Source organism: Pseudonocardia cypriaca (genome assembly GCF_006717045.1).
In the GTDB taxonomy this organism is placed as follows: domain Bacteria; phylum Actinomycetota; class Actinomycetes; order Mycobacteriales; family Pseudonocardiaceae; genus Pseudonocardia; species Pseudonocardia cypriaca.
The window spans coordinates 495,058-518,462 of the sequence record NZ_VFPH01000001.1 but is presented as its reverse complement, the minus strand read 5'-3'; the positions used below and the strand labels follow the sequence as shown (position 1 = coordinate 518,462).

18 protein-coding genes and 1 pseudogene are annotated in these 23,405 nt (G+C 72.2%); 9 read left to right on the top strand and 10 right to left on the bottom strand.

Features of this window, described 5'->3' with window-relative positions; genetic code table 11:
• Nucleotides 1-131: 131 nt before the first annotated feature.
• Nucleotides 132-377: a hypothetical protein gene (locus tag FB388_RS02445; protein ID WP_142096269.1), complete on the top strand. Its 246-nt coding sequence runs from the start codon at nt 132-134 to the stop codon at nt 375-377.
• Entirely contained in the window at nt 374-562 is a 189-nt protein-coding gene (locus FB388_RS02440) for a DUF7455 domain-containing protein (protein WP_142096267.1), read from the top strand. Before FB388_RS02445 ends, FB388_RS02440 begins: the two co-directional genes overlap by 4 nt.
• 143 nt (nt 563-705) lie before the next feature.
• Here FB388_RS02440 and FB388_RS02435 read toward each other — a convergent pair whose 3' ends face one another.
• The 9 genes from FB388_RS02435 to FB388_RS02395 all read right to left on the bottom strand — a co-directional run bounded on the left by FB388_RS02435 (nt 706) and on the right by FB388_RS02395 (nt 14,987).
• Nucleotides 706-1,443, bottom strand: coding sequence for an endonuclease domain-containing protein (locus tag FB388_RS02435; protein ID WP_142096264.1), 738 nt, complete (start codon nt 1,441-1,443; stop codon nt 706-708).
• Between the two features lie 243 nt (nt 1,444-1,686).
• The gene (locus FB388_RS02430) at nt 1,687-2,436 is read right to left on the bottom strand and encodes a DUF1775 domain-containing protein (protein WP_142096261.1); all 750 of its coding nucleotides are present in this window, start codon (nt 2,434-2,436) and stop codon (nt 1,687-1,689) included.
• Nucleotides 2,433-3,458: a 2,3-diaminopropionate biosynthesis protein SbnB gene (sbnB, locus tag FB388_RS02425; RefSeq protein WP_142096258.1), complete on the bottom strand. Its 1,026-nt coding sequence runs from the start codon at nt 3,456-3,458 to the stop codon at nt 2,433-2,435. The genes FB388_RS02430 and sbnB overlap by 4 nt, the downstream gene beginning before the upstream one ends.
• Nucleotides 3,455-4,444: a TauD/TfdA family dioxygenase gene (locus tag FB388_RS02420; protein WP_142096255.1), complete on the bottom strand. Its 990-nt coding sequence runs from the start codon at nt 4,442-4,444 to the stop codon at nt 3,455-3,457. The genes sbnB and FB388_RS02420 overlap by 4 nt, the downstream gene beginning before the upstream one ends.
• 52 nt (nt 4,445-4,496) lie before the next feature.
• Nucleotides 4,497-7,031 carry a non-ribosomal peptide synthetase gene (locus FB388_RS02415; protein ID WP_142096252.1) on the bottom strand — a complete coding sequence of 845 codons (2,535 nt, stop codon included), beginning with the start codon at nt 7,029-7,031 and terminating at the stop codon, nt 4,497-4,499.
• Nucleotides 7,032-7,063: 32 nt separating this feature from the next.
• Nucleotides 7,064-11,626, bottom strand: coding sequence for a Pls/PosA family non-ribosomal peptide synthetase (locus FB388_RS02410; RefSeq protein WP_142096249.1), 4,563 nt, complete (start codon nt 11,624-11,626; stop codon nt 7,064-7,066).
• 11 nt (nt 11,627-11,637) lie between these two features.
• Nucleotides 11,638-12,633 carry a 2,3-diaminopropionate biosynthesis protein SbnA gene (sbnA, locus tag FB388_RS02405; RefSeq protein WP_142096246.1) on the bottom strand — a complete coding sequence of 332 codons (996 nt, stop codon included), beginning with the start codon at nt 12,631-12,633 and terminating at the stop codon, nt 11,638-11,640.
• A gap of 226 nt (nt 12,634-12,859) precedes the next feature.
• The gene (locus FB388_RS02400) at nt 12,860-13,993 is read right to left on the bottom strand and encodes a DUF418 domain-containing protein (protein ID WP_246121510.1); all 1,134 of its coding nucleotides are present in this window, start codon (nt 13,991-13,993) and stop codon (nt 12,860-12,862) included.
• A gap of 70 nt (nt 13,994-14,063) precedes the next feature.
• Nucleotides 14,064-14,987 (bottom strand): TIGR03854 family LLM class F420-dependent oxidoreductase, encoded by a 924-nt coding sequence (locus tag FB388_RS02395; RefSeq protein WP_142096243.1) that lies wholly within the window; start codon nt 14,985-14,987, stop codon nt 14,064-14,066.
• A gap of 67 nt (nt 14,988-15,054) precedes the next feature.
• On the opposite strand from FB388_RS02395, the gene FB388_RS02390 reads away from it, so the two are divergent.
• The 6 genes and pseudogenes from FB388_RS02390 to FB388_RS40800 all read left to right on the top strand — a co-directional run bounded on the left by FB388_RS02390 (nt 15,055) and on the right by FB388_RS40800 (nt 20,698).
• Nucleotides 15,055-15,783 carry a 2-phosphosulfolactate phosphatase gene (locus FB388_RS02390; RefSeq protein WP_246121508.1) on the top strand — a complete coding sequence of 243 codons (729 nt, stop codon included), beginning with the start codon at nt 15,055-15,057 and terminating at the stop codon, nt 15,781-15,783.
• Entirely contained in the window at nt 15,783-16,562 is a 780-nt protein-coding gene (locus FB388_RS02385; RefSeq protein WP_142096237.1) for an MBL fold metallo-hydrolase, read from the top strand. Before FB388_RS02390 ends, FB388_RS02385 begins: the two co-directional genes overlap by 1 nt.
• Before the next feature lie 56 nt (nt 16,563-16,618).
• The gene (locus tag FB388_RS02380) at nt 16,619-17,263 is read left to right on the top strand and encodes a TenA family protein (protein ID WP_142096234.1); all 645 of its coding nucleotides are present in this window, start codon (nt 16,619-16,621) and stop codon (nt 17,261-17,263) included.
• A gap of 44 nt (nt 17,264-17,307) precedes the next feature.
• Entirely contained in the window at nt 17,308-19,884 is a 2,577-nt protein-coding gene (locus tag FB388_RS02375; RefSeq protein ID WP_142096231.1) for a carboxylate--amine ligase/circularly permuted type 2 ATP-grasp protein, read from the top strand.
• Nucleotides 19,869-20,288, top strand: a pseudogene (locus FB388_RS41025) (YdcF family protein); the annotation flags it as partial. The gene FB388_RS02375 and the pseudogene FB388_RS41025, both read left to right, overlap by 16 nt.
• Nucleotides 20,289-20,566: 278 nt before the next feature.
• Nucleotides 20,567-20,698 (top strand): hypothetical protein, encoded by a 132-nt coding sequence (locus FB388_RS40800; RefSeq protein WP_281290374.1) that lies wholly within the window; start codon nt 20,567-20,569, stop codon nt 20,696-20,698.
• An 18-nt stretch (nt 20,699-20,716) separates the two neighbouring features.
• On the opposite strand, the gene FB388_RS02360 is transcribed toward FB388_RS40800, so the two are convergent.
• Complete coding sequence (locus tag FB388_RS02360) at nt 20,717-21,514, bottom strand: LLM class flavin-dependent oxidoreductase (protein WP_142096228.1); 798 nt, start codon at nt 21,512-21,514, stop codon at nt 20,717-20,719.
• Between the two features lie 107 nt (nt 21,515-21,621).
• Here FB388_RS02360 and FB388_RS02355 point away from each other — a divergent pair, with 107 nt between their 5' ends.
• Nucleotides 21,622-23,403, top strand: coding sequence for an N-acetylglutaminylglutamine amidotransferase (locus tag FB388_RS02355; RefSeq protein WP_142096225.1), 1,782 nt, complete (start codon nt 21,622-21,624; stop codon nt 23,401-23,403).
• Nucleotides 23,404-23,405 lie beyond the last annotated feature (2 nt).

Sequence of the window (23,405 nt, the reverse complement as noted above, 5' to 3'; positions counted from 1 at the left end):
GGTGGGGTCCACCCCACCTTCCAAAGGCGGGTCCTCCCCTGGGTCCGTAGGGCCAGCGCCATGTATCGCCTGAGCGGCCAGGAGCATCCTTCAACGGTCACCGGAAATGCCGGACCGGAAGGAGAACGACGATGAGCACCATGACCGCCGCCGCCCTTACGAATCGAGACCGTGCTGTTCTCCGGGCTGTCGCCGCCGGCCGGTGCAATATCTCCGCATCGGACAATGCGCTCGTTGTCGACGGCAAGTTCTTCGCCGACCAGTTCGCCGGATCCCGCCTCGCATCGGCCGGCCTGATCGCCGCCGCCACGGAGTCGGGACGGGCCCTGCTCACCGCGTCCGGCCGGGCGCTGCTCGGGACGGGAGTGCCGGCGTGAGCGCCACAGCCAGCACCGTGCACGCCGCGCCGACCCGGCACGACCGCTGCGACCGCTGCAACGCCGCGGCGCGGGTCAGGGCGCTGCTGCCGACCGGAGGCGAGCTCCTGTTCTGCGCCCACCACGCCCGCGCACACGCAGCGCGGCTGCGCGACATCGGTGCCGCCCTCGATCCCGGCCCCTGAACCCCGCCATCCCCCCGAGCCCGGTCGCCTCCCACGCGGCCGGGCTCGCTGCGTATTCGACAGTAACGGGACGAATGCACCCGCGTCATGGAGCCATAGTGCTCTTTTGAGGGCCTTCAGACAGCAGTATGGCTCCATAATTCTCAGCTGGGGATTGCTGCTCGCACCGTCTGGAGCATCTTTGGGGCGTTGCGCAGGAGGGGGGCGGTTACGAATACCACTCTCCAGTTCAGTGACTGGACGCGGTTCAGTCTGTCGCGGTCGCGGTTCAGCGCCGACGACTCGCCGTCGCGCCAGTCGCCGTCGTACTCGATCGCGAGCTTGTGCTCCGGGAGTGTGAGATCGACTCGGGCGATGCGACCGGCCCGGTCTTCGAGCCAGTACTGGGGCACCGGGTCGAGGCCGTCCAGCACGAGGTGCACCCGCAGCTTCGACTCCGGCAGCGACTCGGCGCGCGGATCGGTGAGCTCGACGGCGCGCCGCGCGACGACGATCCCGTTGTCGGATCGCTCCGCCAGCATCCGCGCGACCGTGTCGCGGTCGACCTTCCCGGCGCGCAGTACGGCATCCAGGTCCGCGACCGCATCGGGCAGAGGGCGAGCGAGCAGCAGGTCGAGGGCCATGCGCAACGGAGTGGCAATCCGGCCACCCGACCATGGCTCCCACTCGTCCGGCGCGACGTCGGTCCGCCGAACGTCCAACCCGCTACGGCGACCGAGCCGCGCCTCCAACGGGGCGAGGACCTGCACATCGTCCTCTGGCCAGCACAGTCGTACTCCGCGCACCGTGGCCGCCGACCGCCCGGTGATCACCGTGCCCTGCGGGAGCGCCATCGCGAGGGCACGGCAGCGCAGTTCGTGGGTGACCTGCGTACTCGACAACGTGTAGATGTCGCGGCAAAGCCTGTGTACCGCGGTCCCGCGCAGCTGGGCCCGCGTGAGCACCCCGCACGCCACGGCCTCGGACCCACGAAACAGGAGGGGCAGAGGAGGAAGAGCCATACGATCAAGCTGCAGGAGACGGCCGACGATGTCGAACCCGCATCCACAAGCTATCCACAAGGGGCGTTATGGAGCCATACTGCTGCCTGAAGCCCAGAAAAAATCACCATGGCTCCATGATGCTCAGCCGTCGCGGCCCAGCTTCTCGAAGCGTCTTCTCTGGCGGCGGGAGAGCATTACCACCAGCGTTGTCAGGGCGGCCGCTGTGGCCAGCAGCCCGGCCGCGGCCGTGGCGATGCCGGCCGGGCCGGCCGCCCCGGCCGGCAGGGCCGTCGCCGAAACCCCGTGGTGATGGCTGGGCGCGCCCGCCGGCTCGGGTGGGCGGGGCGCCGCGCCCAGCGGCAGCTTCAGCGCATCGTGCGCCGGCTTCGGGCCACCCTCGGCCCAGCTGTCCGCCCATTCGACCGTGTTCCCGGCCGCGTCCGTGCCGGCCGCCCGGAAGCGGACCGGGCCTGCGCCCTCCGGCATCAGGTCGACGTGCAGGGTGAAGTCCACCGGCGCGGCGGTCCGCGGCTCGGTGGCCGTCCACGAGACGGCCGAAACGACCTCGCTCACCGGGCCGTCCGTGCTCGGGGCGGGCGTCGGGAGCACGGTCGTGGTGAGGTCCGCCGTCCACCCGGGCGGGGCCGACGCGGTGACCCCGACGAGCGGCCGTCCGGTGGGCAGGAACAGCTGGAAGCCGGTGGTGGGCGCCGCCGGGTCGCTGTCGGTGGTGCGGAAGACCAGCGTGACGTCCCGGGCGCCGGGCTCGACGTGGTCGGGCTCGATCACGATCCCGGCGGCGTCGGCGGCCCCGGCGCTCCCGGCTCCCAGCAGCAGCGACAGCAGGCCCACCGCGACGAGGCGGCGCCCCGCTGTCAGCTGGGCGCTCATCCGTGGCGGCTCAGCTCGTGGAAGAAGCCGTCGATGACGTGCAGCTCGCCCGAGCGGGCCATCTCGTCGTAGACGTACTTGCCCACCGCCAGGTCCAGGACGCCGAGGCCGAACGGGGAGAACACCACCGGCCGGTCCGGTGGCACGCTCACCCGGCCGGCCATCACGTCGTCCAGCGTGCCGAGCAGGAAGTCCCGGTTGCCGGTTCGCTGCTCGACCAGGTGTGGCGAGGTGTCGGCCTTGAGGCAGTGCTCGACATCGTCGACGACGTTGGTGGAGGCGAGCAGGATCTCCGGCGCGAGGTCGCGCAGGGACACGTGCAGCACCACCGGGTTGTGCGCGAACCACGAGACGTCGTGGACGTGCGGCGCGCCTGCCACGGTGGCGAACACGACCAGGTCGGACGAGCGGATCAGCTGCTCGGCGCTGTCGTGCACCGTGATGCGCCCCGCCACCCCGGACCGCTCCAGGTGACCGCGGAAGCCTGCCGCGCTGTCGGCGGACAGGTCGTGCACGCCGATCTCGTCGAACGACCAGCCGGTGCCGGCCAGGAACGTGTGGATGTACCGGGCGATCAGCCCGGTCCCGACGAACCCGACACGGGCCGGTCGGGCCCTCCCCCGGGTGAGCCGGTCCGCCCCCAGTGCCGCCGACGCCGCCGTCCGGCAGGCGCTGATGATGGAGCTCTCCATGCAGGCGAACGGGTAGCCGGTGTCGTGGTCGTTGAGGATCAGCACGGCCGACGCCCGCGGGATGCCGGCGGCCACGTTCTCCGGGAAGCTGGAGATCCACTTCAGGCCGTCGACCCGGATCGACCCGCCGATCGAGGCGGGCAGCGCGATGATCCGGGCGGTCGGGCGGTCCGGGAACCGCAGGAAGTAGGACGGCGGGTTCACCGAGTCGCCCGCGCCGTGCAGCCGGTAGACGGCGTCGACCAGCTCGACGATCTGCTTCTCCCGCCCCTGCAGCGCGCGCTGGACCTGCGCACCGGAGATCACCACGAACGGCGGCACGCCACTCACCGGGCACCTCCGGGCACGGGCATCCGCAGTGGCTCGGACATGCCGACCAGCACATCGCGCTCGCCCTGGTACGGCTCCCGGCTGTGCGCCATCCGCACGTTGTCGACGAGCATCAGGTCGCCCGCCTGCCACGGCTCCCGGAGGGTGTTGGCCTCGTAGACCCGGTTGAGCAGCTCGACGATGTCCTCTCCGACCGGCTCGCCCCCGCCGAAGCAGGTCGTGAACGGCAGGCCGTCGGCGCCGTACGCCTCCACGAGGTACTCGTGCACGTCGGGGTCCATCGTCCACTCGTTGAGGAAGGCGATCTGGTTGAACCAGCACGCCTGCCCGGTGACCGGGTGCCCGACCAGCGCGTGGCGCCGCTGACGCGTGCGCAGGCCGCCGTCGGGCCGCCACTCGAACTCGATTGCGTTCGCCCGGCAGTAGGCCTCGACGGCGCCGCGGTCGGCCGTGCCGAACGCGTCGGCGTAGGACGCCCCGATCTCGTCGTTGTAGTTGCGAACGAGCATCCAGCCCTCGCGTGCGAACCGCTGCACCAGATCCGGGGGCAGCCCGTTCATCACGGCCGTCGAGTCCGCCACCCCGGTGACGCCACCCGACACCGGTGGGGTCAGGCACGCGAACAGCATCAGGGAGGGGGTCTCGAGGCTGTAGCTCAGCTCGTGGTGCATGCACATCGGCTGGTTCGCGGGCCACTTCGTCGAGGAGTAGACGCCCTCGTAGTACGTCTGCCGCGGAGCGAACGCCTCCCGCTCGGCCATCAGGCCGGTGCCGAGCCGCTGGAACACGGCCGCGACCTGCGCCGCGTCACGCAGCCCGAGGCCGCGGACGAGGACGGCGCCGTGCCGCGCCACGCCTGCCCGCAGCCCGTCCCGGTGCTGGGCCGCCCAGCCCAGGGCATCGGCGGTGGGTTCGACCTGCAGGAGCGGGGTCCGGCCGGGACGCAGCTCGACGTCGAGCGGTGGCGCCAGGTGGGGGGACGACATCGGTATCTCCTCTTGTCGGGTTCGTTCGAGTGATGGACTCGGTTCGGATCTCTCAGGCGTGTCGGCAGGTGAGGGCGAAGGCCCCTTCGCCGTCCGCGGGCTCCTCGATCGACGCCTGCCTGCTGTCGAGCAGCTCGGCGAGCTCGGCGAGCACCGGGTGGCGGATGACGTCCTTGAGCGACACGACGCGGTCGAGGGCGACGGCGAGCTTGACCGCGGACAGCGACGAGCCGCCCAGGTCGAAGAAGTGGCCCTGCCGGCCGATCTGGTCAGCCGAGACGCCGAGGACCTTCTCCCACACGGAAGCGAGCCGCACCTCGGTGGGCGTGATCGGCGTGGCGTACTCGTCCTCGTCGGTGACGGCGAGCTCGGCGGCCATGGTGGTGAGCGCCTTGGTGTCGATCTTGCCGTTGGCCGTGAGCGGCAGGCTCTCCCGCCAGTGGAACGCCACCGGGACCATGTAGTGCGGCAGCGAGGCGCCCAGCCGCTCCCGCAGCGGCTCGACGCCGAGGCGCTCGCCGGCGTAGAAGGCGACCAGGTGCTTGCCCCGGTCGGGCCGCTCGGCCACGACCACGGCGCCGTCGCGGACGCCGGGCACCCGCAGCAGGGTGTTGTCGATCTCGCCGATCTCGATGCGGAAGCCGGAGATCTTCACCTGGCTGTCGCGGCGGCCGAGGAACTCCAGCTTGCCGTCGGGCCGCCAGCGCCCGAAGTCGCCGCCCTTGTAGAGCCGCTGGCCGGGGCGGTGCGGGTCGGTCAGGTAGGTGGTCCGGGTGCGCTCGGGGTCGTTGACGTACCCGCGGCCCACGCACACCCCCGAGAACGCGATCAGGCCGGGGGCGCCCAGCGGCACCGGGTTCAGGTTCTCGTCGACGACGTAGACGTTGACGTTCTGCACCGCGGGGCCCAGCGGCATCCGGTCCCCCTCCGGAGCGGCGCGCATGACCTCGTGGTTGGTGTCGTCCGAGGTCTCGGTCAGCCCGTAGGCGTTGACCAGGGTGGACCCGGGGCGGGCGGCGAAGAAGCGCTGGGCGAGCTCGGTCTTGAGCGCCTCCCCGGTGGCCGAGACGCAGCGCAGGTCCGGCAGCTCACGGGGGTGCTGCTCCAGGTAGGCCAGTACGACCTCGAGGTACGAGGGCACCACCTGCACGACCCCGACCCGCCCGCGTTCGATCGTGTCGACGAACCGCGCGACGTCCAGGATCACGTCCTGCTCGACCAGGACGGTCCGGCCGCCGACGAGCAACGCGGACACCAGCTGCCACAGCGAGATGTCGAAGCACTGCGGCGCGACCTGGGCGACCACCTCACGCTCGCGGATGCCGAGGTCGGCGATCTTCGCGTGGAGGTGGTTGAGCATGCCGGCGTGCTCGCACATCGCGCCCTTCGGCTCGCCGGTGGAGCCCGAGGTGAAGTAGATGTACGCGAGCTGGTCGGCCGTCACGGCGACCCCGAGGTCGTCCGCGGCGTGCCCTTCGGCGTAGGCGGTGTCGACGAACACCTGCTGCACGGCCGGGAGCGTGTCGAGGGCCTTGTCCAGCGTGGTCGTGCTGCCCGGTTCGGTGAGCACCAGCGTGCAGCCCGCCCGGGACAGGGTCCTCGCGATGCGGTCCGCCGGGAAGTGCGGCTCGATGGGCAGGTACACCCCGCCTGCCTTGAAGATCGCGATGACCGAGGCCATCCAGTCCAGGTTCCGCTCGGTCACCACCGCGACCACACCCTCGCGGCGCACCCCGCGCGCCTGCAGCGCCCGACCCAGCCGATTGGCCTTCGCGTTGAGCTCGCGGTAGGTCCACTCCCGGTTGCCGTGCACGGCGGCGACGGCGTCCGGGTGCATCCGCACCCGCTCCTCGAACAGCTCGTGGAACCGGCGGTCCGGCAGCTCCCGGCGCGGCCCGGCCAGCCCGTCGAGCTGGAAGTGCAGCTCGTCGTCCGCCAGCAGGCTCGCGCGCCCGTGTTCGGCGTCCGGATCGGCGACCATCAGCGCGATGGCGGTGAGGTGGTAGCCGGCGATCCGCTCGGCGGCGGCCGCGTCGAGCGCGTCGGTGCGGTACGTGAGCCGCAGCGCGCGGCCGCCGTTCACCAGCCCCACCCGCAGCACGACGTCCTCGGCGGGATCGCGCCCGGTGTCGTGCGTGCCGATCGGGTCGAACTCGGTCTCGTACGCCGGCCCGGCGACGCCCAGCTCGCGCTGCAGCGCGTCCACGTCGATGCCGCGGTGCAGCACGAGGTTCATCTCGACCCGAGCGGTGTCGCTCAGCAAGGACCGCCACGAGCGGGCCCCGGTCGGGAGCGGGCACGGAAGCGCCCGGCCACCGGGGCCCGCCGCGTACCCGGTCACCACGTCCTGCTCGCCGGACAGCGCGGCCAGCACCTTCGCGTGCGCGGCCAGCGCCACCGAGTGCAGCGGCAGCTCCATCGAGTCGGCGAGCCCGCGCATCGCCGCCGCGAGGTCGTCGTCCAGGGTCGCGACGTGCACGGCGACACCGGCGGCCGGGTCGAGCGTCCACCGGCCGATTGCGGTGGCGCCGCCCGCGAGCAGGGCACCCCGCCAGAACTCCCGGCCGGTCTCGATCAGCGTGTTCATCGGATCGTCCCTTCGTCTTTGTGTGCGGGGTGTCAGACGCGGACGAGCTCGGCCGCGTAGTTGTCGTCGATGTTCATCTTTCGGACCTGCAGATCACCCGAGTGCCCGCGCATCTTCTTGGCGGGGTTTCCACCCCACTGCGCGCCCGGGGGCATTTCCTCGCCCTTCATGAGGAAGGAGTCGGCGGCGAGCACCGCCCCGTCGCCCATCGTCACGCCGTAGTGGACGAATGCGCCGACACCGAGCGTGCAGCCGGCACCGATAACCGTGCGGTCGGACTTGAACCCGCCGTCCTCCTGCGAATGGCACTGGATGACGCTGCCCGCGTTGAGCGTGGCCCCGTCCCCGATCGTGCTGAACGTCCGCTCGGTCAGGAAGCAGCCGTCGTCGAAGACCCGCCGGCCGATCCGCACACCCAGCAGGCGCCAGATCACGCTCTTGAGGGGAGTGCCGTTGAAAACATTGAGGTAGGTGTCGGCGGAGATCTTCCAGAACCGCTCGTGCCGCCAGAAGGCACGGTCGTAGATCGAGCAGCCCTGCGGCCGCAATGCCTGCAGCGACCGGAACATGCGGTCGACCAGCACCCAGTAGGTCGCGGTGAAGAAGAAGACGCCGACCCCTGCCAGCACGACCGCGGGCACGCCCAGCACGGTCCGCACGTCGAGGGCCACCTGGTAGAGCACGGTGACGGCGAAGAAGAAGATCCAGCGCACCAGCAGGAACAGCGCCATCGTGATCGTGTTGTGGACGTTCTTGGCCCACAGGCCGCGGCGCAGCTCGTCCGCGCTGCCCACGTCGAGCTGCCTGTCCCGCTCGACCGTCCGGGGGATCTCGAAGCTCGGCGCGCCCAGCAGGCCCACGCCTTCCCGCGCCTGCCCGTCCACGGGAACCATGAGCTTCGTCGCGAGGAGGCAGTTGTCCCCCGTCCTGCCCTGCGCGGGGTAGGCGATCCTGTTGCCGAGGAAGTTGTGGGCCCCGATCGACACGCGGGACAGGCGGAACGACGTGTTCGAGAAATCGGCGTTGATGATGGACAGCCCGTCCGCGACGACCGTTCCGCTGCCGACCGCGCTGAGGAACGGGGTGTCGTGCTTGACGTCCTCACCGAAGTTCGAGCCGGTCTGCTGCACTCCGCGGAGGTCGTAACCCAGCCAACGCAGGTAATGGACGATGTAGGAGCTGTCCCCGAAGAGGCGGGTGTAGAACTTCCGGTTGGTCGTGCGCGCTATCGCTCGCTGGACCCAGTAGTGGAACCCGTACAGCGGGTAGACCTTGCCCGGCTTGATGGCGCGGTTCAGCAGCCGGGGGACGGTGCCCATGAACACGAGGCCGCCGAGAACGGCTCCGAAGAAGAGCACCCCGGACATGACCAGTGCGTCGCGGTAGAAGGTCCAGCTCGTGAACTGCGCCGGACCCGGAGCCAAGAGGGCCGCGAGCTGCGGGACCGCGGTGAGGGCCAGGACCATGCCGCCGAACGCCACCGGCGAACCCACCAGGAGCAGGTTCACCAGCTGCACGGTCGCGAAGCCGACCCGGCGCGCGGTGCTGATGTGCCCCGCGGGGATCCGCTGGTAGTCCACGTCGGTCCGCTGTGCGGGAGAGCCGTGCCAGCGCTCACCATCGGGCACGGACTGTCCGGCGTGCAGGGAGGAGGAGTGCCCCAGCTGGGCGCCGTCACCGAGTGACGTCCAGATGTCGAGCACCGTGACCTCGCCGACCAGCGCGTTCTTGCCGATGCTCACCGCGCCCGTCTGGATGACGCCGTCGTGGGCCCGGTAGCCGGTGAGGAACGAGTCCTTCCGGATCACCGCGCCGTCGCCGATGGTGAGCAGGTCGGTGCACACGGGCACGTTCTTGGAGAAGATCGCGGCGCCGCGCCCGATCCTCGCGCCCAGCGCCCTCAGGTAGAGCGCGTAGAGGGGCGAGCCGGCGAACAGCGCCATCGGGTTGCGCTGGATCAGCGTCTTGACCACCCAGAAGCGGAAGTACGCCATGCTCCAGACGCTGATCTCCTGGGGCTTCCACCGGCCGACGAGCACCCACTTGAGCAGGATCGGAAGGGTGCTCAGGCCGACGAACATCGCGCCGCCGAACGCGACCGACCGGAGGTAGACGTCGATCAGGCCGGTGCCTGCGAGGACCCACTCGAAGCCCTGCACGCCGACTGCAGCGGTGAGAGCGGGGTAGCCGAGCATGAACAGCAGCTGCAGCGCCCCGCAGAGGAGGTAGCGCGGCTTGCTGGTCGGCATCGCCCGGTGCCGGGCGGCGCGGACCGTGCGGACGGCCTTGACCGCCCGCATGATCGACGTGTTCAGCATCGGCGGCTCGGGCGGCTCGGCCGGACCGACCGAGGTGGTCGCGGGCGCGAAGGCGGCGGCGAGGGCGTTGACGGTGGAGTGGCGGTAGATGTCCTTCATCGCAACGGCGGGCAGGTCGTCGCGCTTGCGCAACCTGGCGCAGAAGCGGGCCATGACCATCGAGTCCGCGCCGAGATCCTCGAAGAAGTGGGCGTCGACCGGCACCTGCGGGGCGCCGAGGACCTCGGCCAACACCGCGGCGAGCGCGGTCGCGAGGCCCGCGTCGGGGGTGCTGGGCGCGGGCGCGAACGCGGTCGCCAGTGCCGTGATGGTCGAGTGCCGGTAGATGTCCTTCATCGCGACGGCGGGCAGATCGTCGCGCTTGCGCAACCTGGCGCAGAAGCGGGCCATGACCATCGAGTCGGCGCCGAGATCCTCGAAGAAGTGGGCGTCGACCGGCACCTGCGAGGTGCCGAGGACCTCGGCCAACACCGCCGCGAGGGCCTGCTCGACGCCGGCGGCCGGCTCGGCGGTGGGCACGGGAGCCTGCGGCTCCACCAGGCCCACGGCCGGGACGGGCTCGACGGCGGGCGTACCGGAGGGCGCGACGGCCTGCGGCACGGGGAGGGGGACAGCCTGGGGCACCGGCACGGCCTGCGGCACCGGGAGCTGGACCGCCTGCGGAACCGGCACGGCCTGCGGCACCGGGAGCCCGATCGGTTGCGGCACGGGAAGCTCGACCGCCTGGGGCACGGGCAGCGGGACCGCCGACAACGCGGGCAGCGGGACCGCCGACAACGCGGGCACGGCCTGCGGCACCGGAAGGTCGACAGCAGGAACCACCGGCAGCTCGACGGTCAGCGGCTCCGTGACCCGGGTAGCCGGCAGTACGGGCTCGATCTCGTCGGCCGGCTCCGTAGAGTGGCCGCGCATCGCGTCCCGCCCGTTCACCCGGCCCAGGTACTCGATCTCGCCATCCGGGTTGACCCGGCCCAGGTCGCCGGTGCGGAAGATCCGGCCGGACGGGTTCGCGGGGATGCCGAGGAAGTCGGGGATGAACGCCTTCTCGGTGAGGTCGTCGCGGTTCAGATAGCCGCAGCTCAGCCCGATGCCGACGATGCCGATCTCCCCGATCTGCCCGTGCGGCAGCGCGTGGAACGGGTCCTCGACGTCGAGGACGACCGTGCTGTAGGTGGGCAGGGGGATCCCGATGGTCACCGGCTTGTCCGGGTGCAGCTCGGTCCAGGTGGCCGAGACCGTCGCCTCGGCCGGCCCGTAGACGCCCAGGAACCGCCGGGCGGGCTTGTGCCAGCGCCGGACCAGGTCCCGCGGGCAGTTCGGCCCGGCAACCAGCAGGAACCGCAGGTCGGGCAGCTCCTGCTCGAGGGTGGCGAGCAGGCCCGGGGCGCAGCTCATCGCCGTGACCCGCCGCGCGCTCAGGAAGGCGTGCAGGTCCTTGCCCAGCAGGCCGCGGCCGGTCGGGCGGGGCACCAGGGTGGCGCCAACGGCCCACGGCACCCAGATCTCCTCGACCGACGAGTCGGAAGCGACGGACGTGCCCTGGTACACGCGGTCCCACGGCCGGATGCCGTACACCTCGGCGGCGACCTTCACGAAGTTGCAGATGCTGCGGTGGTCGACGGCCACTCCGGTGGGCCGGCCGTCGGTGCCGGGGCGGTAGGTGATGTAGGCGAGCGAGCCGTCGCGGATCCCCCGCTCGGCGTCCAGGAGCCGATGCGGGCTCTGCTCGCCGATCAAGGGTGCCGCGAGGTCGAGCGGAACGATCTCGGCGCCGATCTGCGTCATCCGGTCGGCGATGCCCGACGTCGAGAGCACGGTGCGCACCCGGGCGTCCGCGACGATGGCGGCCGTGCGCGGGGCCGGGCTGTGGACGTCCATCGGGACGTACGCGGCCCCGATCTTCAGGACCGCGAGGATCGCGACGTAGGCATCGGTCGGACGGTCGAACAGCAGGCCGATCCGGTCGCCGGGGTTCGCGCCGCGCAGGCGGAGGTACCGGGCGAGCTGGTTGGACCGCCCGTCGAGTTCGTCGTAGGTGAGCGACAGCTCGGCGGAGTCGACCGCCGGCTGGCCGGGCCGGCCGTAGGCGCGGACCCAGTCGCAGCGCGCCTCGAACAGGCGGTCGAGGCGCTCGTCCGTACGGACCCGCCACCCCTGAGCCTCGTACCGGTCGACCAGCACCAGCTCGGACATCGGGATCGACCGGCGGATGTCCTCGCGCTCGGCGAGCGAGACGGGCTGCAGCTGCGCCGGCGGGTCGGGCATCAGGGTGCTCATGGCGTGCCCCTTCAGGCTGCGCGGGCAGCAGTGGACCGGGTGTCGAGCACGTCGTCGCCGAGCACGTCGTCGCCGTACAGGTCCTGCACCCAGTTGCTCTGGTAGATCGTGTCGAGGTAGCGCTCGCCGAGATCCGGGGCGATGGCCACCGCGGTGAGGTCGCGTGCGTCGTGGCGGGCCAGCCAGCGCATCGCGCCGCTGACGACCGTGCCGGTCGAGCCGCCGAACAGGAACCCGCGCCGGGCCAGCCGGTGGCAGGTGCGGATCGCGTCGGCCTCCTGGACGTGGAGCACCTCGTCCACGTAGCCCTCGTCGAGCAGTGGCGGGCGGACGTTCATCCCGAGGCCGGGGAGCATCCGGCGGGCCGCGGGCGTGCCGAAGCTGACCGATCCGACGGGGTCGATGGCGACGATCCGCACCGACGGGTGCCGCTCCTTGAAGTAGCGGGCGCAGCCCATCAGCGTGCCGGTCGTGCCGGCGCCGACGAAAAGCACGTCCAGCTCGGGGAATCGGCGTGCGATGGCGGGACCGGTCGTGCGGTAGTGCGCCTTCCACGCGTTGTCGTTGGTGTACTGGTTGAGCCACACGTAGCGCTTGTCGGAGGCACACAGGCTGCGGACGTAGTTCAGCCGCGCGCCGAGGTATCCGGTCTCCGGGTCGGGCTCGGTGACGACGTGCACCTCACTTCCCAATGCCTCCATCAGCAGCCTGGTCGCCAGGTTGCAGCGTGAATCGGTGACGCACCGGAACCCGTAGCCCTTGCTCGCCGCGATGATGCTCAGCGCCACGCCCAGGTTCCCGGACGAGGACTCGACCAGCACGGATCCCGGGCGAAGCACGCCACTGCGCTCCGCGGCTTCCACCATCTCGTTCGCGGCCTTCAACTTGACGGAGCCGGCGAAATTGAATCCTTCACACTTCAGGAACAACTGGCGACCGAAGATCGACTGCAGGTCGACGTAGAGATCGTCCTGGTTGAACTCCTGGGGAACGGAGATGATCGACATGATGGCCCCTCATTCGCTGGAATGCTGCGGCGACTTCCCGGTTCCGGTCGGTCGGTGCGCGACTGGCACAAGAATGCGTCCGCAGGCGGCGCGGAACGATGGGGGTGACACGTCGTCCGGCGAGGGAGACCCCCGGATCTCGGTGGGGTTGTCCCGACCAACCCGGCGGGGCCACGCACGTCGTACCGTTCCCAGAACCTGGTGGCCGCGCTCGGCCTCCGGGCGATCAGCGGTACGTGAGCCGGCGCAGGAGCACTTCCGCGGGCCCGCGGGCGCCGCGACGCCGCAGCAGCTCGGCCATCCAGACGGTGGCGAGCCAGGTCCCGACCGCGAGCACGGCCGTGCCCGCCACGCCGAGGTCGTCGCTCAGGTCGAGCGCGTAGGGCGCGAACACGAGCGTCCAGACCACGGACTGGGAGAGGTAGCAGGTCAGCGAGCGCTGACCCACCGCCGTGACGGCGCGGGTCACCGGACCCCGCCGCTGCCCGATCCGCCCCGCCAGCAGGGCGAGCGCCGCGGCGTAGCCGGGCCCGCCCAGGTAGCCGGTGGCGTCGTGCAGGGTGACGAGCAGGCCGAGGTCCGGGCCGGCCGGGAGCACCCCGGCCACCGTGAGGCCGAGCGGCAGCCCGCCCGCGACGGCAGCGCCGATCCCGACCGCCGCCGCGACGGTCAACAGCACGTGGTGGCGAGCCGGCTCCTCCAGCAACCGCCTGCGCGCCGCAACGATGCCGAGCAGGAACGGCGCGAGGAGCCCAATGGCCTCCATCGGCACGAGCAGCGGCCACACAGCCGCCCGCTCGACGAACGCGGTAACCGGGTCCGGCGACAGCAGCGCGGGGTCCGGCCCCGCCACCAGCGCCGCATCGTCGGCGCTCGGCAGCGACAGCACCACGAGCATCAGCCCGGCGAGCGTCAGCAGCACCCACTCCTTCCAGCGCACGGCGCCGACCAGGAGGAGCGCGAGGAACCCGTACGCCGCGACGATGTCGCCGACGTAGAGCAGCACGCAGTGCAGGAACCCGATCAGCATCATCCACAGGCTCCGGCGCCGGACCAGCCTGCTGACCGCCTTCCACGGCGTGCCCGCCTCCTGCTGGCGGCGCGCCAGCTGCACCACGCCGTACCCGAAGAGCACGCTGAACAGCGGGAACGCGCGCCCGTCCACGAGCGTCGCGATCGCGGTCGCGACGGCGGCGTCCAGCGCCGAACCGCCGAGCGGGAAGCCGACGAGGTACCGCGGGCCCTGCAGGAAGTAGTGCGAGTTGGCGAGGGCGATGAACAGCAGCATCACGCCGCGGGCGAGGTCGGGCGCGAGAACGCGCTCGGCCAGTCCGGTCGGGCGTATGCGGATCTCGGGCACGCGTCCAGGAAACCCGGGATGATCGCCTCCGGTCACCAGCCGGAGGTCTCGAACCGGCCGACCTTCGTACTCATTCGTCGCTCAGCTCGTCCTCCAACGGTCGCAGTTCGGCGACGAACTGGTCCAGGAACCCGGGCCACGCCGGGACGGGCACGGCCGGGCGCACCACGAACTTGGTGAGGCCCGCGTCGACGTACCGCCGGACGAGCTTCCGCGCCTCGCCCCAGCCGCACGGGACGAGGGCGGCCGGGTCGACGTCCGGGCGGCGGCCGGCGACCCGCTGCCGCGCCGCGACGACGTCGGACTCGGAAGCGCCGGGCGTGACCACGGCGATGTTGGTCCCGTAGTGGTCGTCCTCGATCTCCCGCCCCGCCTCCGCGGCGGCGCGTTCGATCTGCGCGCGGGCGCCCACGGCCTCGTCCGGGGTGACGAGGCTGCCCAGCCAGCCGTCGGCGAGCCGGCCGACCCGCCGCAGCCCGGCCGGCGCGCGGCCGCCCAGCCAGATGTCCGGCGGCCGGGGCGGCAACGGCGCCACCGACACGTCGTCGAGGTGAAAGAACCGACCGTGGTGCGTGACCCGCGGCTCGGCGAGCAGCCGGCGCACCACCGTGAGCGACTCGTCGAACAGCGCGGCACGGTCCCCGTCCGGGGCGGGGAAGAGCGGCCGTTCCGCCGCGATCGCCGGCCGCACACCGAACGCGGGCAGGATCCGTTTCGGCGCGAGCGCGACCAGCGACGCGAGCTGAGCCGCCACCAGCGCCGGGTTCCGCCCGGGCAGCACGACGACGCCGCTGCCGACCTTCAGGTCCCGGGTGCGGGACACCGCGTACCCCATCCCGACGAGCGGGTCGATCAGCGGCGCGGACGCCTGGTCGGCGAGCCACAGCGAGTCGATCCGCCTCGCCTCCAGCTCGTCGACGAGGTCCGCCAGCTCGGGGCCGGGACCCGGCCCTGCGGCGAGTGGAACCGACCCGATCCCCATGCGGACCTTCACGGTCGTCACGCTACTGGGTACGGGCGGCTACCGTGAGTGGACGAGGACCACAGTAGGTTCGGCGGACGTGCATCCCTTCTCCGTGCGCTCCGAACACCGCCAGCTCGACTACGGGGTCCGCCTCGAATGGGGCCGGGAGGGCGCCACGCTGCTGGCGGCCGAGTGCGCCGTCGTGATCGTGGTCGACGTGCTGTCGTTCTCCACCGCCGTCGACGTCGCCGTGGGCCGCGGGGTGGCGGTACTCCCGCTGCGTTCCGCGGAACGCGACGGGCCCGTACCGCCGGACGTCGTCCGCGCCGGTCCTCGGGGCGGGCCGGGGCCGTCGCTCTCCCCCGCCTCGCTCACCGGGCTGCCCGCCGGCACCCGCCTCGCGCTGCCCTCCCCCAACGGCGCCACCCTCTGCGCCGCCGTCGCCGCCACCGGGGCCGTGCTGCTCGCTGGCTGCATTCGCAACGCATCCGCCGTGGCGGCATCGGCCAGTGCCGTCGGCGGGTCGGTGGGAATCGTCCCGGCCGGGGAGCGGTGGCCGGACGGCACCATGCGCGTCGCCGTCGAGGACGCGCTCGGGGCGGGCGCGATCGCGGCCGCGCTGCCCGGCCGCTCCCCGGAGGCCGAGCTGGCGGCCGCGCAGTTCGCCGCCGCCCGCGACCGGGGGCTCGTGGACGTGCTCGCGGCCACCTCGTCCGGACGCGAGCTGCGCGCCGACGGCTTCCCCGACGACGTGGAGCTCGCCGCCGCCCTCGACGCGAGCACGGCCGTGCCGGGCCTGCGCGACGGCTTCCTGCGCGCCGCGTGATGGACGGGCGCTGGCTGGAGGTCGGGGACGGCGTCCTCGCGCGCCGGTACGCCGAGCTGGACCTCACCGTCGGGCTGGTGCTCGGCGCCGAGCGCGCCCTGGTCGTCGACACCCGCGGCGACGCGCGGCAGGGCGCGGAGCTCGCCGCCGCGGTCCGGGCCGTCACCACGCTCCCGCTGACCGTTGCGATCACGCACGCCCACTTCGACCACTGCTTCGGTACCGCGGCCTTCGCGCCTGCCCCCGTGCACGCGCTGCCGCGGTGCCGCGAGGTGCTCGCCGCCACCGCGGCGGCCCAGCGGAGGCAGTGGGCGGCCTACTACCGCGACCGCGGCGACGCAGGCACCGCCGACGCTCTCGCGGCCACCGAACCCGCACTGCCCGGCACCGACGCGCCCGCCACGCTCGACCTCGGCGGCCGCTCGGCCGACCTGCTGCACCTCGGCCGCGGCCACACCGACCACGACCTGGTCGTCGCGGTGCCCGACGCGGGCGTCGTGTTCGCAGGTGACCTGGTCGAACAGGGCGCACCACCCGACATGGGGGACGCCATCGTCCCGGAGTGGCCCGCCACCCTCGACGCGCTCCTCGCCCTGGACCCACACACGGTCGTACCCGGCCACGGCGACCCGGTCGACCCCGGGTTCGTGGCGGCGCAGCGGGCGGAGCTGGCCGAGGTGGCGGCGCTGCACGCCGCGGTTGCGAACGGCTCGCTGTCCGCCACCGAGGCCGCTGGCCGCTCCCCCTACCCCGGCGTGCCGTGGCCCGAGCACCCGTGATCATCACCAGTGCCGACGGCGCCGCCCGGCAGGCCTCCTCATCTAGGGTTGCCCGGGTGACGTTCTCAGCCCAGCTCCGGGAGCTGACCGCATCCACGTGGGACGCCGCCGTCGGGCACCGGTTCGTCGACGAGGTCTGGCGCGGGCGGGTCGACCCCGACGTGCTGACGACCTACCTCGTGCAGGACCACCAGTTCGTCGACGCGTTCCTGGCGTTGATGGGTGCTGCCGTGGCGTCGGCCGACCGGGCGGACGCGCGCGTGGTGCACGCCCGGCAGCTCGGGATCGTCGCCGGCCCGGAGAACGACTTCTTCGCCCGCGCGCTGGACACCCTCGACGTCCCGCTGACCGAGCGCACCGAGCCCCAGCTGCTGGAGCCGACCCGCGGCTTCATCGAGCTGATGGACGACGCCCGCCGCAGCGCCGACTACCCGTCGTGCCTCGCCGTGCTGCTGGTCGCCGAGTGGCTGTACCTGGAGTGGGCCATGCGTCCCGAGGAACCGCTCCCGGAGGAACCGCTGGAAGCGGAGTGGATCGCGCTGCACAGCGGGCGGGCGTTCGCGACGTGGGTGGAGTTCCTGCGCGCGGAGTTCGACCGCGTGTGCGCGGGCCTCCCGCCGGCCCATCGCGACCGGGTGCAGGAGCAGTTCGTCCGCGCCGTCGACCTCGAGCTGGCCTTCTTCGACGCGGCCTACACCTGAACCTGCGTAGCACCCCCGTCATATCGATGTGGGAGCGTCACCGCATGAGTGACGTGCCGCTGCTCGGCGCCGAGGAGGAGTTCCACGTCGTCGACCTGGAGACCCGCCGGGCCGCGCCGGAGGTCGACGCGCTGCTCACGCAGCTCGACGGCACGGAGTTCGCGCCCGAGCTTCAGCGGTCGCTCGTGGAGACGAACACGCCGGTCTGCAGCACGCTCGACGAGCTGCGCGGCCACATCAGACGGCTGCGCAGCCGCCTCGAGGCCGTCGCCGAACCGCTCGGGCTGGGAGTCGTCGCCGCCGGCACCGTGCCGCTCGCCGAGATGGACGGCGACGCCATCTCGGCCGGTGCCCGCTACGAGAAGATGCAGCACGAGTACCAGATGCTCGTGCGCGAGCAGCACATCTGCGGCGCGCAGGTGCACGTGGACGTGCCCGATCGGGACCTCGCGGTGCAGGTCGTGCGCCGGGTGGCGCCGTACCTGCCGATCCTGCTGGCAATCTCGGCCAGCTCGCCGTACTGGAACGGCCGCGACTCGGGCTACGCGAGCTTCCGGTCGATGGTGTGGTCGCGCTGGCCCACCGCGGGCCCGCCCGCCCACGTCGAGACGGCGGCCGACTACGACGCGCTGGTCTCCGACCTCATCGCGTCCGGCACGATCAGCGACCCCGGGATGGTCTACTTCGACATCCGGCCGAGCGCCCACCTGCCCACGGTCGAGCTGCGGGTGTGCGACGCCTGCCCGGACGTCGAGGACGTCGTCCTGATCGCCGGGCTCTTCCGCGCGCTGGTCGGCAAGGCGCGCGCGGATGCGGAGGAGGGCCTGCCGCTACCGGAGGTGCGCCACGAGCTGCTGCGCGCGGCGTCGTGGCGCGCGGCCCGATCCGGGCTGGAGGGCGACCTCGTCGACCTCGTCGGGCCGGCCCTCGTCGCGCCGCCGCTGGTCGTCGGCCAGCTCGTCGACCAACTGCGCCCGCAGCTGGAGGAGCTCGGCGACTGGGAACAGGTGCTCGAGCTCTCGCAGGCCACGCTCTCCCGCGGCAGCGCGGCGGCCCGCCAGCGCCGGGTGTTCGGTCGCCGCGGCGAGCTCACCGACGTCGTGGACGTGCTGATCGCCAACACCCAGGGTCGCACGCTGCGCACCGAGCCGCCCGCCACCGTGCCGAGCACGCCCCAGCTGCTTCTCGGCTACCACAAGACCGACGACGAGCGCGCCGCGTACGACGAGGCCGTGAGCGCGGGGGGCACCGTGCTGCCGCACTACGGCTGGATGTTCCGCACGCTCGACCGGCTGGGTCCGCGCGGCATGCGGGCGGCCCAGGCGGCGCTGCGCACCGAGCAGCATGCGCGCGGCGTCACGTTCCGGGTGGGCGACAGCGACACCGACCGGCTCTTCCCCCTCGACCTGGTCCCGCGGATCGTCACCTCAGAGGACTGGGAGATCCTCACGGCCGGGCTCGCGCAACGCGTGCGGGCGCTCGAGGCGTTCCTGCGCGACCTGTACGGCGAGCGGCGGATCGTCGCCGACGGCATCGTGCCGGCCCAGGTCGTGGACGACGCGCCGGGCTGGAGCCGCCTCGGCAAGCTCGTGCCGGCCGACGCCGTGCGCATCGCCGTGGCCGGTATCGACCTCGTCCGCGACCGGGCCGACCACTGGTTCGTGCTGGAGGACAACCTGCGCGTGCCATCCGGCGTCGGTTACGCGCTGATCAGCAGGCGGCTGATCCGCAGCGCGATGCCCGACCTGGAGCCGCCTGCGGGCGTCGTCGGGCTGGAGGCGGTGCCCGGCATGCTGCGCTCGGCCCTGCTCTCGGCCACCGAACCGGACGCGCCGGGCCACGACGAGGTCGCCCTGCTGTCCGCGGGACCGTCCGACTCCGCCTATTTCGAGCACAATCTCCTCGCCGACCGAATGGGCGTGCCGCTGGTGACCCCGCGCGACCTGCAGGTCACCGAGGACGGCGTGTACCTCGTGAGCACCGGCGCCCGGCGCAGACTGTCGGCGCTCTACCGTCGGATCGACGAGAAGGAGCTGCTCACGGCGACCGGCGCCGACATGCGCCCGATCGGCCGGGCCCTGTCGAACGCGGTGGCCCGGGGCAACGTCGCGCTGCTCAACGCGCTGGGCAACGGCGTGGCCGACGACAAGCTGGTCTACGCCTACGTGCCGGAGATGATCCGGTACTACCTGGGCGAGGACGTGCTGCTCGACAACGTCCCGACCTACCCGTGCGTCGACCCCGACCGGCGCGAGGAGGTGCTCGACCGGCTCGCCGAGCTCGTGATCAAGCCCGTGGACGGCTACGGCGGGCAGGGCATCGTGATCGGCCCGCTCGCCGACCGCGCCGAGCTGGCCGAGGTGGCGGAGAAGGTTCGCGCCGACCCGGCGAGCTGGGTGGCGCAGGACCTCGTGCACCTGTCCACCCATCCCACGTTCGCCGGCGACCACCTCGAACCGCGGGCCGTGGACCTGCGCGCCTTCGTGCTCCAGTCGCAGGTGGGCGACCGCACCGCCGTGGACGTCGCCCCGGCCGCCCTGAGCCGGGTGGCGCCGGCCGGGAGCATGATCGTCAACTCGTCGCGCGGGGGCGGGGCGAAGGACACCTGGGTGCTGCGCTGAGAGAGAGGGACACCGCTCACCCGCCGACCGCACAACAGCGACGTGATGCCGAGACCCTCTGGCGCTACCACCAGCTCGACCACCCGATACGTGCATGCGACGCCGCCATCGCGCTCGGCAGCCATGACCTGGGGGTTGCGACGTGCGCCGCCCAGCTCTACCTCCGCGAGCTGTTCCCCGTCATCGTCTTCACCGGCGGCAGCTCCGCCACCACCCGGGACCGGTTCCCGCGGGGGGAGGCGGTGCACTACCGAGAGCACGCTCTCGCGTTCGGCGTGCCGGAATCGGCTGTGCTGGTCGAGCCGACGGCCACGAACACGGGCGCGAACATCACGAAGTCCCGGGCGGTGCTCGAAGCGGCTGGTCACCACCCGGCGAGCATTCTGCTGATCTGCAAGCCGTACGCGCAGCGCCGCAGCTACGCGACCGTGCGCAAGCTGTGGCCCGAGGTGAACGTCGTGTGTGCCTCGGCGACGGCCAGCTACCGGAACTACGTGGCGAGCATCGGCGACGAGCACCTCGTCATCAGCATGATGGTGGGGGACGTGCAGCGGATCGTCGAGTATCCGGCGCGTGGGTCATCGTTCCGCAAGTGGTACCGCGACCGGTCGAGGACGCCTACCGCCGGCTACGCGACGCCGGATTCGACAGCCGTCGAATCCCCGACAGGTAGTGTCAGCCGATGCCACGAGAACCTCGGCTCGCGGAGGACGCCGCCGACATCCAGGCGGCGGAGGAGGCCAGGGCCGAGATGCGGGAGACCGGCGCGACGCCGATCCCATGGGAGCAGATCAAGGCCGACCTGCTCCCATGAATGCCCCTCCCAGGGCCGCTACCCCCGCTTCGCGCACGCCGCGATCAGCGGCAGCGGGTCGGGTGCCTCGCCGGTGGGTTGGAACACCACCGTGCTCGCGCCGATCTCGGCGAACGTGCTGATCGCCTCGTCGATCCGGTCCACCAGGTCGGAGGCTCCCGCGTCGACCTCGACGAACACGATGTTGTCGAACGGTTCGTCGGTGCGACCCGCCGTACGCCTGCCTGCGGCCGCGTGCCCCATCCCTTCCCGGACCTGGTCGGGGGTGAGCACCGAGTCGAGGATGACGCCGTCGCCCAGCTCACCGGCCAGGCCGACGGTCTTGGGTCCGCGCCCGCCGACGATCACCGGCGGCGGGGAGGCGGGCGGCCAGTCGAGCGTGACGTCACGCAGGCGCACGTAGCGGCCCTCGACGTCGACGGTGCGACCGTGCAGGAGCTCCCGCACGGCGGTGGTGTACTCCCGCAGCAGCGTCATCGGCGACTCCGCGCGCACCCCGATCTGGTCCATCCACTCGAGCACGCCGTGCCCGAGCGCGGGCCGGAACCGGTCCGGGAACATCCGGGCGACAGTGGCGATCTCCATCGCGGCCAGCGCCGGGTTGCGCAGCGGCACCGGCATCAGCCCGACCCCGACCTGGATCCGCTCGGTCCACGCGAGCGCCGCGGTGGCCGAGGTGAGCCCGCCCTCGCAGAAGCAGTCCTCCCACAGCCACAGCTGGGCGATGTCCGCGGCCTCGGCCGCGAGGACCACGTCGCGCAGCACCTCGGGCGGGGACTGCGGGCGGAAGATCACACCGATCGTCGGGTCCGTCATGACGTGATGAGATCACAGGGGTCCGACACCTGTTGGAAACACGTCGCGGGGTTGCGCGGGTGCCCCGCGGCGTCGTCCACTCGACCGACGACGAGCGGAGGACAGCAATGTGCGGAATCGCCGGCGAGATCCGGTTCGACGGCAGAGAGCCGGACGTCCCGGCCGTCGCGCGGATCACGGCCGAGATGCACCGCCGCGGCCCGGACGGGTCGGGTGTGTACGCCACGGGCGCGGTCGCGCTCGGGCACCGCCGCCTGAAGATCGTCGACCTCTCGGAGCGCGGGGCGCAGCCGATGGTCGATCCGGAGCTGGGGCTGGCCGCCGTGTTCAACGGGCTGATCTACAACTACCGGGAGCTGCGGGCCGAGCTGGAGACCGCCGGGTACCGGTTCTTCTCCACGTCCGACACGGAGGTGCTGCTCAAGGCGTTCCACCGGTGGGGCCCGGCGTGCGTGGAGCGGTTCCTCGGGATGTTCGCGTTCGGGATCGTCGAGCGCGACACCGGCGTGCTGACGCTCGGCCGCGACCGGCTGGGCATCAAGCCGCTCTACGTCACCGAGGGCTCGGGGCGGCTGAGGTTCGCCTCCTCGCTGCCGGCGCTGCTCGCGGGCGGTGGCGTCGACACCTCGATCGACCCGGTGGCGCTGCACCACTACATGACGTTCCACTCGGTCGTTCCCGCGCCGCACACGATCCTCACCGGGGTGCGCAAGCTGCCGCCGGCCACCGTCCGCACGGTCCGGCCGGACGGCAGCTCCGACGACCGCGTGTACTGGCGGCCCGAGCACGTCCGACGCCCCGAGCACGCCGGCATGAGCGCGCGCGACTGGAGCGACGCCGTGCTGGAGGCGCTGCGGGTCGCGGTGCGGCGGCGGATGGTCGCGGACGTCCCGGTCGGCGTGCTGCTGTCCGGCGGGCTGGACTCCTCGCTGGTGGTAGCGCTGCTGGCGAGGGAGGGCCAGACCGGCCTGAAGACGTTCAGCGTCGGCTTCCACGCCACCGCGGGCGAGGCCGGCGACGAGTTCGAGTACTCCGACCTCGTCGCCAAGGAGTTCGGCACCGACCACCAGCAGATCCTCGTGGACCCGGCGCGCATGCTGCCCGCTGTCGATGCCGCGATCACGGCGATGGCCGAGCCGATGGTGAGCCACGACTGCGTGGCGTTCCACCTGCTCGCCGAGGACGTGTCGAAGTCGGTCACCGTGGTGCAGTCCGGTCAGGGCGCTGACGAGGTGCTGGCCGGCTACGACTGGTACCCGCCGCTCGCGGGCGTGGCGCGGGAGCGGGGGCCCGAGGCGTACGCGGAGGTGTTCACCGACCGCCCGCACTCCGAGCTGGCCGAGATCCTCGAACCGGAGTGGATGCTCGACCACGACCCGAGCCGCGCGTTCGTCGCCGAGCAGTTCGCCGCGCCGGGCGCCGACGAGACGATCGACGCCGCACTGCGGCTCGACTCGACCGTCATGCTGGTGGACGACCCGGTGAAGCGGGTCGACAACATGACCATGGCGTGGGGGCTCGAGGCGCGGGTCCCCTTCCTCGACCACGAGCTGGTGGAGCTGGTGGCGGCCTGTCCCCCGGAGTTCAAGCTCGCCCACGGCGGGAAGGGCGTCCTGAAGGACGCAGCGCGCGGGGTGGTCCCGGACGCCGTCATCGACCGGCCCAAGGGGTACTTTCCGGTCCCGGCGATCCGGCACCTCGAAGGGCCGTTCCTGGACAGGGTGCGCGACGCGGTCACGGATCCGGTCGCGAAGGCCAGGGGGCTGGTGCGCCGGGACTGGCTGGACGTCATGCTGGCGGACCCGAACACGAAGAGAACGAACCTGGGGTCCAACGCGTTGTGGCAGGTGGCGCTGTTGGAGATGTGGCTGCAGGAGAGGGGGCTGTAGAG

Coding starts and splice junctions, on each gene's coding strand:
- FB388_RS02385 (WP_142096237.1), top strand. CDS start 15,783: ATGGACGGGCGCTGGCTGGAGGTCGGGGACGGCGTCCTCGCGCGCCGG.
- FB388_RS02415 (WP_142096252.1), bottom strand. CDS start 7,031: ATGAACACGCTGATCGAGACCGGCCGGGAGTTCTGGCGGGGTGCCCTG.
- FB388_RS02355 (WP_142096225.1), top strand. CDS start 21,622: ATGTGCGGAATCGCCGGCGAGATCCGGTTCGACGGCAGAGAGCCGGAC.
- FB388_RS02360 (WP_142096228.1), bottom strand. CDS start 21,514: ATGACGGACCCGACGATCGGTGTGATCTTCCGCCCGCAGTCCCCGCCC.
- sbnA (WP_142096246.1), bottom strand. CDS start 12,633: ATGTCGATCATCTCCGTTCCCCAGGAGTTCAACCAGGACGATCTCTAC.
- FB388_RS02430 (WP_142096261.1), bottom strand. CDS start 2,436: ATGAGCGCCCAGCTGACAGCGGGGCGCCGCCTCGTCGCGGTGGGCCTG.
- FB388_RS40800 (WP_281290374.1), top strand. CDS start 20,567: ATGCCACGAGAACCTCGGCTCGCGGAGGACGCCGCCGACATCCAGGCG.
- FB388_RS02375 (WP_142096231.1), top strand. CDS start 17,308: ATGAGTGACGTGCCGCTGCTCGGCGCCGAGGAGGAGTTCCACGTCGTC.
- FB388_RS02445 (WP_142096269.1), top strand. CDS start 132: ATGAGCACCATGACCGCCGCCGCCCTTACGAATCGAGACCGTGCTGTT.
- FB388_RS02420 (WP_142096255.1), bottom strand. CDS start 4,444: ATGTCGTCCCCCCACCTGGCGCCACCGCTCGACGTCGAGCTGCGTCCC.
- FB388_RS02410 (WP_142096249.1), bottom strand. CDS start 11,626: ATGAGCACCCTGATGCCCGACCCGCCGGCGCAGCTGCAGCCCGTCTCG.